The 12,274-nt window shown below is 73.1% G+C and carries 13 protein-coding genes and 1 pseudogene; 8 read left to right on the top strand and 6 right to left on the bottom strand.

Features of this window, described 5'->3' with window-relative positions:
- The 3 genes from FB465_RS06310 (at position 1) to FB465_RS06320 (ending at position 3,231) form a co-directional block, all read left to right on the top strand.
- Positions 1 to 1,179, top strand: a complete 1,179-nt coding sequence (locus FB465_RS06310) for an acyl-CoA dehydrogenase family protein (protein WP_145788332.1) — start codon at positions 1 to 3, stop codon at positions 1,177 to 1,179.
- Positions 1,176 to 2,288 carry an acyl-CoA dehydrogenase family protein gene (locus FB465_RS06315; protein ID WP_145788334.1) on the top strand — a complete coding sequence of 371 codons (1,113 nt, stop codon included), beginning with the start codon at positions 1,176 to 1,178 and terminating at the stop codon, positions 2,286 to 2,288. The genes FB465_RS06310 and FB465_RS06315 overlap by 4 nt, the downstream gene beginning before the upstream one ends.
- A gap of 184 nt (positions 2,289 to 2,472) precedes the next feature.
- Positions 2,473 to 3,231 carry a VWA domain-containing protein gene (locus tag FB465_RS06320; RefSeq protein WP_246192542.1) on the top strand — a complete coding sequence of 253 codons (759 nt, stop codon included), beginning with the start codon at positions 2,473 to 2,475 and terminating at the stop codon, positions 3,229 to 3,231.
- Positions 3,232 to 3,261: 30 nt separating this feature from the next.
- Here FB465_RS06320 and FB465_RS06325 read toward each other — a convergent pair whose 3' ends face one another.
- From FB465_RS06325 to FB465_RS06335, 3 genes are read right to left on the bottom strand one after another with little or no spacing between them, the layout of a single operon-like run.
- A complete protein-coding gene (locus FB465_RS06325) occupies positions 3,262 to 4,230 on the bottom strand; it encodes an NADPH:quinone oxidoreductase family protein (RefSeq protein WP_145788336.1) in 969 nt (322 codons plus the stop codon).
- 5 nt (positions 4,231 to 4,235) lie between these two features.
- Positions 4,236 to 5,012 (bottom strand): SDR family oxidoreductase, encoded by a 777-nt coding sequence (locus FB465_RS06330; RefSeq protein WP_145788338.1) that lies wholly within the window; start codon positions 5,010 to 5,012, stop codon positions 4,236 to 4,238.
- Positions 5,009 to 5,764 carry an SDR family oxidoreductase gene (locus tag FB465_RS06335; protein ID WP_145788340.1) on the bottom strand — a complete coding sequence of 252 codons (756 nt, stop codon included), beginning with the start codon at positions 5,762 to 5,764 and terminating at the stop codon, positions 5,009 to 5,011. Before FB465_RS06335 ends, FB465_RS06330 begins: the two co-directional genes overlap by 4 nt.
- A 148-nt stretch (positions 5,765 to 5,912) precedes the next feature.
- On the opposite strand from FB465_RS06335, the gene FB465_RS06340 reads away from it, so the two are divergent.
- Entirely contained in the window at positions 5,913 to 6,536 is a 624-nt protein-coding gene (locus tag FB465_RS06340) for a TetR/AcrR family transcriptional regulator (RefSeq protein WP_145788343.1), read from the top strand.
- Positions 6,537 to 6,681: 145 nt separating this feature from the next.
- Positions 6,682 to 7,503 (top strand): DUF2470 domain-containing protein, encoded by an 822-nt coding sequence (locus FB465_RS06345; RefSeq protein WP_145788345.1) that lies wholly within the window; start codon positions 6,682 to 6,684, stop codon positions 7,501 to 7,503.
- 12 nt (positions 7,504 to 7,515) lie between these two features.
- Here FB465_RS06345 and FB465_RS06350 read toward each other — a convergent pair whose 3' ends face one another.
- Entirely contained in the window at positions 7,516 to 8,286 is a 771-nt protein-coding gene (locus FB465_RS06350) for a VOC family protein (RefSeq protein ID WP_145788347.1), read from the bottom strand.
- A 121-nt stretch (positions 8,287 to 8,407) separates the two neighbouring features.
- Here FB465_RS06350 and FB465_RS06355 point away from each other — a divergent pair, with 121 nt between their 5' ends.
- Both FB465_RS06355 and FB465_RS06360 read left to right on the top strand, forming a co-directional pair.
- On the top strand, positions 8,408 to 9,619 hold the full coding sequence (locus FB465_RS06355) for an NAD(P)/FAD-dependent oxidoreductase (protein ID WP_145788349.1): 1,212 nt from the start codon (positions 8,408 to 8,410) through the stop codon (positions 9,617 to 9,619).
- A gap of 99 nt (positions 9,620 to 9,718) precedes the next feature.
- Positions 9,719 to 10,990 (top strand): MFS transporter, encoded by a 1,272-nt coding sequence (locus FB465_RS06360; RefSeq protein ID WP_145788351.1) that lies wholly within the window; start codon positions 9,719 to 9,721, stop codon positions 10,988 to 10,990.
- A 49-nt stretch (positions 10,991 to 11,039) separates the two neighbouring features.
- On the opposite strand, the gene FB465_RS06365 is transcribed toward FB465_RS06360, so the two are convergent.
- Together FB465_RS06365 and FB465_RS35630 are read right to left on the bottom strand one after the other, a co-directional pair.
- Entirely contained in the window at positions 11,040 to 11,294 is a 255-nt protein-coding gene (locus tag FB465_RS06365; RefSeq protein ID WP_211785734.1) for a DUF1876 domain-containing protein, read from the bottom strand.
- Positions 11,295 to 11,382: 88 nt separating this feature from the next.
- The gene (locus tag FB465_RS35630; protein ID WP_170290511.1) at positions 11,383 to 11,553 is read right to left on the bottom strand and encodes a hypothetical protein; all 171 of its coding nucleotides are present in this window, start codon (positions 11,551 to 11,553) and stop codon (positions 11,383 to 11,385) included.
- A gap of 204 nt (positions 11,554 to 11,757) precedes the next feature.
- Between FB465_RS35630 and FB465_RS06370 the strand changes: the two are divergent.
- A pseudogene (locus FB465_RS06370) lies at positions 11,758 to 12,252 on the top strand (DUF1990 family protein); the annotation flags it as partial.
- Positions 12,253 to 12,274: the final 22 nt, after the last annotated feature.

Here is a 12,274-nt window from a genome sequence, read left to right on the forward strand (position 1 = left end):
ATGTCCGAGATGGACATCCGCACGGTCGTACGCGCCTTCCTCGCCGAACACGACCCGGCGACCACCGACCGTCTCGACTTCCTGCGGGCCCGGTTCGACGCCGGCCTCGCCTGGGTGCACTTCCCGGTGGGCCTCGGCGGATTGGGCGCACCGCGTGCCCTGCAGGCCGAGGTGGACGCCGAGTTGGCGGCCGCCGGCGCCCCCGACAACGACCCTCGCCGGATCGGCATCGGGCTCGGCATGGCCGCCCCCACCATCCTTCGCTTCGGCACCGAGGAGCAGAAGTCCCGCTTCCTGCGCCCGCTCTGGACGGGCGAGGAGGTCTGGTGCCAGCTGTTCAGCGAGCCCGGGGCCGGGTCCGACCTGGCGGCGCTGGGCACCCGGGCGGTCCGGGACGGCGACGGCTGGGTCGTGGACGGCCAGAAGGTGTGGACCTCCAGCGCCCACACCGCCCGTTGGGCCATCCTGATCGCCCGCACCGACCCGGACGTGCCCAAGCACCGGGGCATCACGTACTTCATCTGCGACATGACCGACCCCGGCATCGAGGTCCGGCCGCTGCGGCAGATCACGGGTGAGGCCGAGTTCAACGAGGTCTTCCTGACCGGCGTGCGCATCCCCGACGCGCACCGGCTCGGTGCGGTCGGCGAGGGCTGGCAGGTCGCCCAGACCACGCTCAACAACGAGCGCGTCGCGATCGGCGGCCAGGCGATCCCGCGCGAGGGTGGCATGGTCGGAGTGGTCGCCGACACGTGGCGGCGGCGGCCCGAGCTGCGGACGCACGAGCTCCACCAGCGCCTGCTCAAGGCCTGGTTGGAGGCCGAGGTGGCCCGGCTCACCGGCGAGCGGCTGCGCCAGCAGCTCACCGTCGGGCAGCCCGGCCCCGAGGGGGCGGCGATGAAGCTCGCCTTCGCCCGGCTGGCCCAGGAGCTCAGCGGCTTGGAGGTCGAACTGCTCGGCGAGGAGGGCCTGGCGTACGACGACTGGACCATGACCCGTCCCGAGATCGTCGACTTCAACGGCCGCGAGGCCGGGTACCGGTATCTGCGCGCCAAGGGCAACTCCATCGAGGGCGGCACCTCGGAGATCCTGCGCAACATCATCGCCGAACGCGTGCTCGGCCTGCCCGCCGAGCCGCGTACCGACAAGGACCTGCCCTGGAAGGAGCTGGCCCGATGAGCGATCTTCTCTACTCGGAGATCGAGGAGGAACTCCGCTCCAGCGTAAGGGACCTGCTCACCGACCACTGCCCGCCGAGCGCCGTCCTGGCCGGCTGCGAGAGCCGCGAGCCGTACGACCTCGCGCTCTGGCGCAGCCTGGCGGCCGAGCTCGGCGCGGCCGGGCTTCAGGTGCCGGAGGAGTACGGCGGCGCGGGCGCCTCGCTGCGCGAAACCGCGGTGGTGATGGAGGAGTTGGGGCGCAGCGTAGCGCCGGTGCCGTTCCTCGGGAGCGCCGTGCTGGCCACCACCGCACTGCTGGCCTGCCCGGCCTCCGACCTGCTGCCCGCGCTCGCCGAGGGGGCACGGACGGCCGTGCTGGCGGTTCCGCTCTCCACGGCGCCCGGTGCGGCGTTCCCCTCCGGCGTCCGGGCCGACGGGAACGGCGCGTTGACCGGGCGGCTGACCTCGGTCGCCGATGCGCTGACCGCCGACGTGCTGCTGGTGCCGGCGGTGGACGCGGACGGCCCGGGGCTGTACGCGGTGGAGGCGAGCGCGACGGGCCTCGGCGTGGTCCGGCGGACCTCGCTGGACCTGACCAGACCGCTCGCCGATGTGACGCTGGAGGGCGTCCCGGCACGGAAGTTGGCGGGGGCCGACACCGCCCCGGCCGCGCTGGAGCGGGCCCTGCTGACGGGGGCGGGGCTGCTCGCGTCCGAACAGCTGGGCATCGCCGAGTGGTGTCTGGGCACCACGGTCGCGTACCTGAAGGAGCGCAAGCAGTTCGGCCGTGCGCTCGGCTCGTTCCAGGCGATCAAGCACCGCCTGGCCGATCTCTGGCTGGAGACGGTGGGGGCCAGGGCCGCCGCCCGGTACGCCGCCGACGCGCTGGCCGGTGAGAGCCCGGACGCCGCGCTGGCGGTGGCCGTCGCGCAGGCCCACTGCGGCGCGCTGGCCGTACGGGCGGCGGAGGAGTGCGTCCAGCTGCACGGCGGCATCGGGATGACCTGGGAGCACCCGGCCCACCTCTACCTCAAGCGCGCCAAGGCCGACCAGATCGCCCTGGGCACGCCGGGCCACCACCGCAACGCGCTGGCGGGGCTGGTGGATCTGCCGGGACCGGTGGACTGACGCGGCGGGGAGGGGGACCCGGCAAGTCGTCCCCCTCCCCACGGGCGCGGTCACCGGCTATGCTGCGGGGATTTCTCATGACTGTCGATCAGATCGGTGAGGACACTCCGTGGGCATACTGGGCATGTTTCGCCGCCGCCGAACGTCCGCCCCGGCTACCGCAGTTGCCCCGGTCGACAAGCCCGTGACCGCTACGGCCGCGCCCGCACCCGACCTACCGTCGACGGCCAAGCCCGCCATCAGTCTGACGAAGCTGCAGGCCGAGGCCCCGGCCCTGGTCTCCCTGTACAAGCAGGCCGCGGTCTCGCTGAGCAAGAGCGGTCTCGACGGCCGCCGGGCCGCCGTCTACCTGGTCCTGGACCACTCGGCCTCCATGTCGCGGCTGTACCGGAACGGGGCCGTGCAGCGCCTGGCGGAGCAGTCCCTGGCCCTGTCGGCGAACCTCGACGACGACGGCACCGTGCCGGTCGTCCTGTTCAACGACCGGTCGTACAGCGCGCAGGACGTCGAGATCTCCGAGCACAGGGGCGCGGTCGAGCGGGTGCGGAAGGCATGCGGAGCGAAGTTCGGCGGCACGAACTTCGCTCCCGCGATGCGCACGGTGCTGGAGCACTACCAGGCGTGCGGAGCGACCGATCCGGCCTTCGTGATCTTCCAGACCGACGGCGCAGCCGCCGACCGGCGGAACGTCCGGAAACTGCTGCAGGAGAGCTCGGGGCTGCCGGTCTTCTGGCAGTTCGTGGGCTTCGGAGAGCCGGACGCCCGGATGTTCTCCTTCCTCCGCACCCTGGACAGCCTGGACGGGCGTACGGTCGGCAACACCGGATTCTGCGCGACGGGGAAGAATCCCACCGCTCTCTCCGACGCCGACCTGTACGCCCGTCTGCTCAGCAGCTACCCGGCCTGGATCACCGCCGCCCGCGCGGCCGGGATCATCCGCTGAGGGCCGGCCACGCGCTCCTCCACCCTCGGCTCAGACCAGGATCGCGATCCGCCCGGTGGACGTGCCGTCGGCGACCCGCTGGACGCCCTCGGCGGCCCGTTCGAACGGCAGCCGTTCGCTGACCAGTGGCCGGACCACGCCCTTGGCGGCGAGCTCGGTCAGCTCGGCGTGCGCGGCGCGGACGGCCTGCGGGTCATGGGTGTTGTAGAGGCCCCAGTGCAGGCCCAGGATCGAGTAGTTCTTCACCAGGGCGTGGTTGAGCCCGGGCGAGGGGATGCCGCCACTGGCGAAGCCGACCACCAGGATCCGGCCCTCGAAGGCGATGCACTTGGTGGAGCCGGTGTACGCGTCGCCGCCCACCGGGTCGAAGACCACGTCCGCGCCACGCCCGCCGGTGGCCTCCTTGACCACCGCGACGAAGTCCTCGGTCCGTCGGTCGATCACCAGGTCGGCACCCAACTCGCGGGCTGCGGCCACCTTTTCGGCTCCGCCCACGACGCCGATCACGGTCGCGCCAGCCGCCTTGCCGAGCTGGACGGCCGCACTGCCGACACCGCCCGCCGCCGCGTGCACCAGCAGGGTCTCGCCCGCGCGCAGCCCGGCCCTGCGGTGCAGGCCGAACCAGGCGGTCTGGTACCCGATGTGGAGGGCCGCCGCTTCGGCGTCGTCCAGCGCGGCGGGCGCCGGGAAAGCGCCGCCGGCGTCCATCAGCGCGTACTCGGCGAAGGCCCCGGCGGGCAGCAGCGGGGTGCCGATCACCCGCTCCCCGGCCCGTTCACCCGTCACCACCTCGCCGCACAGCTCCACGCCGGGCGTGAAGGGCAGCGGGGGCCGCACCTGGTAGTGGCCCCGGCACATCAGCGCGTCGGGGAAGTTGACCGCCGCCGCGCGCACCTTGACCAGCAACTGCCCTGCGGCGGGCTCGGGTTGCGGCACGTCCTGCTGGAGCCGCATCACCTCGCCCGGTTCGCCGAGCGCGCCGACCTGCCATGCCTTCATCCCGCTCACCCCTTCTCGATGGCCTGCTGCAGCCGGTTCATGCCGTCGAGCCAACGGTCGGGCGAGGTGGCCCGGTTGGCGTAGTACTCGGCCACCTCGGCGTGCGGCAGGATCAGGAACTCCTCCTCCTCGATGCCCCGCAGCACCGCCTGGGCCACCTCGGCCGGCTCCAGCGCGGTGGCGGCCATCAGGACCCGTCCGGCGTGGCCCGCGTCCTCGAGCATCTTGGTCCGTACGCCCTGCGGGCAGAGCGCGTGCACGCGCAGGCCGCGGTGGCGGTAGGTGGCGGCGAGCCACTCCGCGAAGGCGTAGGCACCGTGCTTGGTGACCGAGTACGGCGCCGAGCCGAGCATGGTCAGCAGCCCGGCGGCGGAGACGGTGGCCACGAAGCGGCCCTCGCCGCGCTCCAGCCACTCGGGGAGCAGCTGTTCGGCGGCGCGGACGTGGGACATCACGTTGACGTCCCAGGCCGTGGCCCAGGCCTGCGGCCCGGCGTCGGCGCCACCGGCGGTGCCCACACCGGCGTTGGCACAGTAGATGTCGATGGCGCCGAGGGCCTTGCGGGCCGCGGCGATCAGCTCGGCGACACCCTCCGCACCGGCTGCGTCGCCGGGCGCGGCCGTGCCGCCGATCCGGTCCGCGACCTGCTGGGCGGCAGTGGCGTCGAGGTCGTTCACGACCACCCGGGCGCCCTCGGCCGCGAAGGCCTCGGCCAGGGCGGCGCCGATGCCGTGGCCGGCGCCGGTGACCACCACGCCGAGCCCGTCGAAGCGTCCGGTCACAGCCCACCGCCCAGGGTCACGCCACCGTCGACCACCAGGGTCTGACCGGTGATCCACCCGGCGTCCTCGGAGAGCAGGAAGGCGACGGCGCCCGCGATGTCCTCGGGCAGGCCGAGCCGGCCCAGCGGGTACGCGCGGATGACCTTCTCCTCGCGGCCCTCGTACAGGGCCTCGGCGAACTTCGTCTTGACGACGGCCGGTGCGACGGCGTTCACCCGGATGTCCGGGCCGAGGTCCGCGGCCAGCTCCATGGTCAGCCGTATCAGGGCCGCCTTGCTGACCCCGTACATGCCGATGCCGCTGGAGGCCCGGATACCGGCGATGGAGGCGACGTTGACCACCGAGCCGCCGTGCTCGCCCATCCAGGCGGCGTGGGCGCGGCGCGTCCAGGCCAGCGGGGCGAGCACGTTGACCGCCAGGATCTTCGCGGCCGCCTCCGGACTCGTCTCCAGGACCGGCCCGTAGACCGGGTTGATGCCGGTGTTGTTGACCAGGTGGTCGAGCCGGCCGAAGGCCTCCAGGGTCCTGGCGACGGCCTCCTCCTGGTGCGCGTCGTCGTCGGACTTGCCCGCGACGGCGATCGCGTGGTCCGGGCCGCCGAGCTCGCGTACCGCCTCGGCGAGCGGTTCGGGGCTACGGGCCGTGATGCAGACCTTGGCGCCGCGCTCGACGAGCTCGCGCGCGATGCCGAGGCCGATGCCACGGCTGGCTCCGGTGACCAGGGCCACCCGGCCCTTGAACGAAGGGGTCATCGCCAATCCTCTCGAGCCTCTCAATGAACTTCGCACTGACTAAGCGCTTGCTTAGCATGTTGGCGACGGGCGACACTGTCAACCATCCGGGACCTCCGGACCACCCGCCCGGCGGACCCGGCCACGGCCATCTGCGAGGATTTACGACATGACCGACCAAGCAACCGCCGATCTCTGGCCCGGCGAGCGCACCGGAGAGCGCCCCGAGGCCGCCCGGCGGCTGCTGCTCGCGGCCGTGGACTCCTTCGCCCGGCGCGGCTACCACGCCACGACCACCCGGGACATCGCCACCGCCGCGGGCATGAGCCCGGCCGCGCTCTACATCCACTACCCGTCCAAGGCCGCGCTGCTCTCCGAGATCAGCCGCACCGGCCACCAGGCCACCCTGAACCTGGTCGAGCACGCCGCCCGGTCCGACAGCGACCCCGTCGCGCAGATGCGCCTCCTGGTCGAGGACTTCACCGCCTGGCACGCCCGGGGCCACACCGTCGGCCGGATCGTCAACCACGAGCTGCACGCCCTCCCCGACGAGGACTTCGAGGTCGTGGCCGAGCTCCGCCGCCGGATCGAGGAGACCGTCAAGGCGGTCATCGACACCGGCGTCGCCTCGGGAGCCTTCGACGTCCCGGACGTCCGCACCGCCGCCCGCGCCGTCACCTCCCTCGGCATCGACGTCTCCCGCTGGTACACCGACCGCAGCAGCGAGACCCCGGAGGAGCTCGGCCGCCGCTACGGCATCCTCGTCCTTCGCATGCTGGGCGCCACGGGCTGACCCACCGGACTCGGCCGGCCCGTACCCCGGGTCGGCGTGGCACCCCTCCTCCGGGCCAGGGCACGCGGACCGACAAGTCGTCAGTCATCACTTCCCCGACACCAGGGCATTAGGTTAGGCTCACCTAACTAACCCAGGAGGATGGATGCCCGACGCCGACAGCCAGCCCACCGGCACTGCCACCCGGCCCACCGCAGCGGGTGGCAGGCCTGCGCCCACCTCGGCCGAACGGGCCCGTACGCTGCTGGAGTTCGCCTCCTCGGTGGTGCTCGACGTGCCCGGGATCGACCTGGTCAACCGGCCGGGCATTCCGCCACTGGTCCGCTGCGCGGTGCTGCCCGACCGGGCGCTCGCCGTGCTGGTCGAGACCTCCTCGCCGCTGTACCGGATCGCCTCGGTCGCCCGAACGGCGGAGCTCGTCGCGGAGCTGGAGGCGGTGGACGTGGCCCCGGTCGCCCTGCCGCACCGGATCCGCGGCCGGGCCACCGCTCACGGACGCCTCAGCGCGCTGCCGAATGCCGGGCCGGAGGTGCTGGACGGGCTCTTCCCGCGACGTCCGGCCACCGGACAGGCGCTGCTCCGCTTCGCCCTCGACCACCTGGCCGTGGAGGACCTCTGGGGCGCCGAGTGCTGCGTCGACCTCGCCGCCTTCACGGCAGCCGTTCCGGACCCGATCGCCGCCGACGAGGCCGCGATGCTCCAGCACCTCGCCGCCGCCCACCCTGAACAGCTCCGGCTGCTGGGTGCCCAGGCACTCGAACACCCGTCAGGCCTGCGGGGCCGGCAGCACCCCACCGACCACCCCGTCGACGTCCGCCCGGTCGCCCTGGACCGTTTCGGACTGCGCGTCAGGCTGACCAGCGGCGCCCGGATGCTCGATGCCCGCTTCGAGTTCCACCGGCCGGTCACCGGACCCGAGCAGCTTCCGGACGCGATGCACCGCCTCTTCGCACAGGTCCGCCATTGAGCTGACCCGCACTCACTCCTTCAGGCTGATCACCGAGAACAGCCCGCCCTCGGCGTCCCTCAGCCTGGCCACCCGCCCGTACGGCGTGTCCGAGGGGGCGTCCATCTCCGCGCCGCCGAGCACGACCGCACGCTCGACCGCCGCGTCCGTGTCGGCGACCGAGAAGAACACCTCCCAGTGCGGGGCGACGTCGGCGGCCGTACGCAGCGCCGCCACGCTCCGGCCGTCGGCCCGCAGCACCACGCGTTCGTGCTCCCAGCGGACCTCGAAGCGCCTCGGGTCACGGTCGTCCCAGACGAACACCTCGCCGTAGAAGAGCGCCATCGCGAACGGATCGGCCGTGCGCAGCTCGATCCAGACCGGGGCCCCGGGCGAGGACACCCAGGTGGAACAACCCAGGTCGCCCTCCCAGATGCCGAAGGCCGCGCCCCCCAGGTCCGCGGCGAGCGCGATCCTCCCGGCGTCGAAGTTGAGCGGGCCGACGGCCAGGGTGCCGCCGCGTTCGCGGACCCGGTCCGCGGCCTCGTCGGCGCTCTCGATCCCGAAGTACGTCGTCCAGGCGACCGGCGGCTGCCAGTCCCCCGCCACCACGCCGATCCCGGCAACCTCCACACCGTCGACCACCGCGCGCACGTACGGGCCCCAGCGGTCCGGCCCTTCCTCGAAGGTCCAGCCGAGCAGCGGGCCGTAGAAGGACTGCGCCACCTCGAGATCCCGGGCCATCAGGCTGACCCAGCACGGCGCGGCCGGCACACAGCGCACGCTGATGGTCTGCTCGCTCATCGGAGCTGCTCCTTCCGGTCCTGGCTCTCCTCAGCCTAGGTGCAGCATCACGCCATGGCACGGTCCGCCTCGCGACACGGCGCCGCACAGGGTGAGATGAGGCCGAGGAGAGGAGCTGGCAATGGACACCGCGCACGTGATCGTGGGTGCGAGCCTGGCCGGGGCCAAGGCGGCCGAGGCCCTGCGTGAGGAGGGCTACGACGGGCCGATCATCATGATCGGCCAGGAGCGGGAGCGGCCCTACGAGCGGCCGCCGCTCTCCAAGGGCTACCTGATGGGGAAGACCGCCCGGGAGAAGATCTACGTCCATCCGGCCCAGTGGTACCGCGAGCACGACGTCGACCTGATGCTCGGTACGACGGCCACCGCGATCGACCCCGCCGCGCACACCGTGACGCTCGCCGACGGCAGCCGGCTCGGCTACGCCAAGCTGCTGCTGGCCACCGGCTCCGCCCCGCGCCGGCTGCCGGTACCCGGCGCCGACCGCGAGAACGTGCTGTACCTGCGGACCGTCGAGGACAGCGAGCGGATCAGGGCCGCCTTCCGGCCCGGTGCCCGGATCGTGGTCATCGGGGCGGGCTGGATCGGACTGGAGACCGCAGCGGCCGCCCGGACCGCCGGCGCCCAGGTGACCGTGCTCGAGATGGCGGAACTGCCCCTGCTGCGCGTACTCGGCCCGGAGGCCGCCAAGGTCTTCGCCGACCTGCACCGCGCGCACGGCGTCGAGATGCGCTTCGGCATCCAGGTCGCCTGGCTGACCGAGAGCGGCGTCCGGCTGGGTGACGGGAGCCTGGTCGAGGCGGACACGGTGATCGTGGGCATCGGGATCACGCCCAACACCGCCCTTGCCGCAGCCGCCGGCCTGGAGATCGACAACGGGGTCCGTACCGACGAGCACCTGCGGACCTCGCACCCCGACGTCTTCGCCGCGGGCGACGTCGCCAACGCCTTCCACCCCCTGCTCGGCAAGCCGATCCGGGTCGAGCACTGGGCCAACGCCCTGCACCAGCCGAGGACGGCGGCGCGGTCGATGCTCGGTCAGGAGGCCGTCCACGACCGGGTGCCGTACTTCTTCACCGACCAGTACGACCTCGGGATGGAGTACACCGGGTACGTCGAGCCCGACGGCTACGACGAGGTGGTCTTCCGGGGCGATGTCGCCGCTCGTGCGTTCATCGCGTTCTGGCTCGCGGACGGCCGGGTGCTGGCCGGGATGAACGTCAACGTCTGGGACGTGACCGATCCGATCCGCGAACTGGTCCGCTCCGGGCGCCCGGTGGACAAGGCCGCGCTCTCGGACCCGGAGGTGCCGCTGGACGGCCTGGCGAGTTGACCCGGTGTCAGCGGGACCTTCCGGCTGTCAGTGACGTGCTCTAGGGTGCTCGGCACGGTACCGCGCGGGCGGTACTCCGAGGTCGAGGGAGGGGCCGTGATGAGAGCCGACCGCCTGATACCACCGGCAGGACCGGCCCGGGTGCTGGCCGCCGCGCAGCTCACCAACTCCCTCGGCGACGGCGCGTACTACGTGTGCTCGGCGCTGTACTTCACCCGCATCGTCGGGCTGTCACCGACGCAGATCGGCTTCGGTCTGACGCTCGGCTGGGCCGTCGGCGCCGTGGCGGGCGTGCCGCTCGGCCACCTCGCCGACCGGCGCGGGCCCCGCGCCGTCGCGATACTGCTCGCGGTGGCCACGGCGGCGGCGGTCGGCTCGTTCCTGGTCGTGCGCTCCTTCCCCGCCTTCGTCGTCGCGGCGCTCTGCTACGCCTGCGCCCAGTGCGGATTGTCGGCGGCGCGCCAGGCGCTGCTGGCCGGGCTGGTCCCGCCGGAGCGGCGCACGGAGACGAGGGCCTACCTGCAGTCGACCGTCAACGCCGGGCTGGCGGTGGGTGCGGCGGTGGGCGGCGTGGCACTCCAGTACGACAGCCGGGCGGGCTACCTCGCGGTCTTCGCGATGGACGCGCTGAGCTTCCTCGCCTCCGCCCTGGTCCTGCGACGGCTGCCCGCCGTCGAGCCCGTGGCCGCGGTGGCCGGCGAGCCGCGGCTGGCGGTGCTGCGGGACCGGCCGTACGCCCTGGTCGCGCTGCTCAACACCGTGATGCTGCTCTACATGCCGCTGCTCTCGCTCGTCATCCCGCTCTGGATCGTCGAGCGGACGGCGGCGCCCGGCTGGCTGACGGCGGCTCTGCTGGTCCTCAACACGGTGAGCGTGGTGCTGCTGCAGGTCCGGGTGGCGCAGCGGGTCGACGGACTGGCGACCGCCGCCCGGTTCGTCCGGTACGCGGGAGTGCTGCTGCTGGTCTCCTGCGCGGGCTTCGCGCTGTCCGCCACCGGGGCGTCGGCCTGGTCGGCCGCGGGAGTGCTGCTGCTCGCGGCCGGGCTCCAGGTGGCGGGCGAGATGCTGCTCGCCTCCGGCGCCTGGGAGATCGGCTTCGGGCTGGCCCCCGCCGACAAGCAGGGGCAGTACCAGGGCTTCTTCGGGACCGGTGTGGCCGTCGCGCGTATGCTCGGCCCGCTGCTGCTGACCTCCCTGATCATCGCTTGGGGTACGCCGGGCTGGCTGGTGCTGGGAGCCCTCTTCGCCCTGGCAGGGGGCGCGATGACGCCTGCCGTACGGTGGGCCGAGCGGTCCCGGGCAGCCCGTGCGAGCGCGGCGACCGAGCCCGGGGCGAGCGCCAGGGAGGCCGACGAGGTCCGCACGCCGTAACGGCTGGACCGGCCGCTGGGCCGGCCGCCGGACGTAACCGCGCTGCGCCCTACGCGGGCGGGGCCTGCTTGAGCTCGTCGTGCGCCTTGGTCAGCAACTGCATGGCGAGGTCGTTGAGCGCACGCGCACCGGCGACCTCCTCGCCGACCCGCGCCTGCGGTGCATCGGCGTGGTGCCTGGTGCTGTAGCCGTGGGCCCTGACCTCTGTCCCGTCCGCAAGCCGGACCAGGGCCGCCGCCTTGGTGCGGTCGCCCTCCTCCTGGAACTCCAGCTCGATGTGCCATCCGACAACGGTCTGCATCATGGCCGCCACCTCCTGAGGTTTCTCCTCCAGACTGCGCCGCGCGCGACGCGTTTTCCACCGCCGGGCCGCGGGGCCGGGCCGGGTCAGGTCAGGTGCCCCGGCTGTCCGGGGTCGGGAGGGATTCCGGGCGGGTGTCGGCGGGCTCGCACTCTTCGCGGCCGGTCTCGGCGTGCACCACGCGGACCGGGTGCTCGGGGCCGCCCGGGATGACGCGCTGGGGGTGACCGCAGCGCGGGCAGATCAACGGGATTCGGGACATGACGGCCGTCCACGCCACCGCCTCGGCGGGCACGCGCAGTGAGCGTGGCCTCCTCCGTTCCAGTGTGCGCCTCGGTGTGCGCCCAGGGGTGTGCCTCGGGTTCCGAGGGACCCCCAGGGCCGGCGTTGAACGCGTTCGGATCTGGCGTAGAGTCTGCGACTGGCAGGATTTTGAACACGTTCAAGCATCTGGAGCGCCGCCGTGATGACCACCCTCAACTACCCCGAGATCGGCTCCACCGGCAGGCTCGGCCAACCGCTCCCCGCGGGCTACAACCACCTCCACCACCGGGTCCTCCTCGGCCACGGACGGGATGTCCTCGCCACCGCAGGCACCGCCGTCACCACCTGGCGGATGCACCGCGCCGCCGGAGTCCAGGTACGGGCGGACGCCGACCGGGCCGCGCCTGGCGTCGCCGTCGAGTGCGCCATCGGAGTCGGCCCACTGCGCGTCACCGGCCCGTGCGAGGTGGTCTGGAGCGCGTACGAGCGCGACCGGATCGGCTTCGCGTACGGGACCCGCACCGGGCACCCCGAGTGCGGTGAGGAGTCCTTCGTGGTCGAGATGGGCCCCGACAAAGCCGTGTGGTTCACCGTCACCGCCTTCAGCCGACCCAACCGCTGGTACACCCGGCTGGCCGGCCCACTCGTCCCGCTGTTCCAGCACCTGTACGCCCGCCACTGTGGGCGCACCCTGCGCGGCTGGCGGCGGGCTGAGGTGC

The sequence above is a fragment of the Kitasatospora atroaurantiaca genome (assembly GCF_007828955.1).
In the GTDB taxonomy this organism is placed as follows: domain Bacteria; phylum Actinomycetota; class Actinomycetes; order Streptomycetales; family Streptomycetaceae; genus Kitasatospora; species Kitasatospora atroaurantiaca.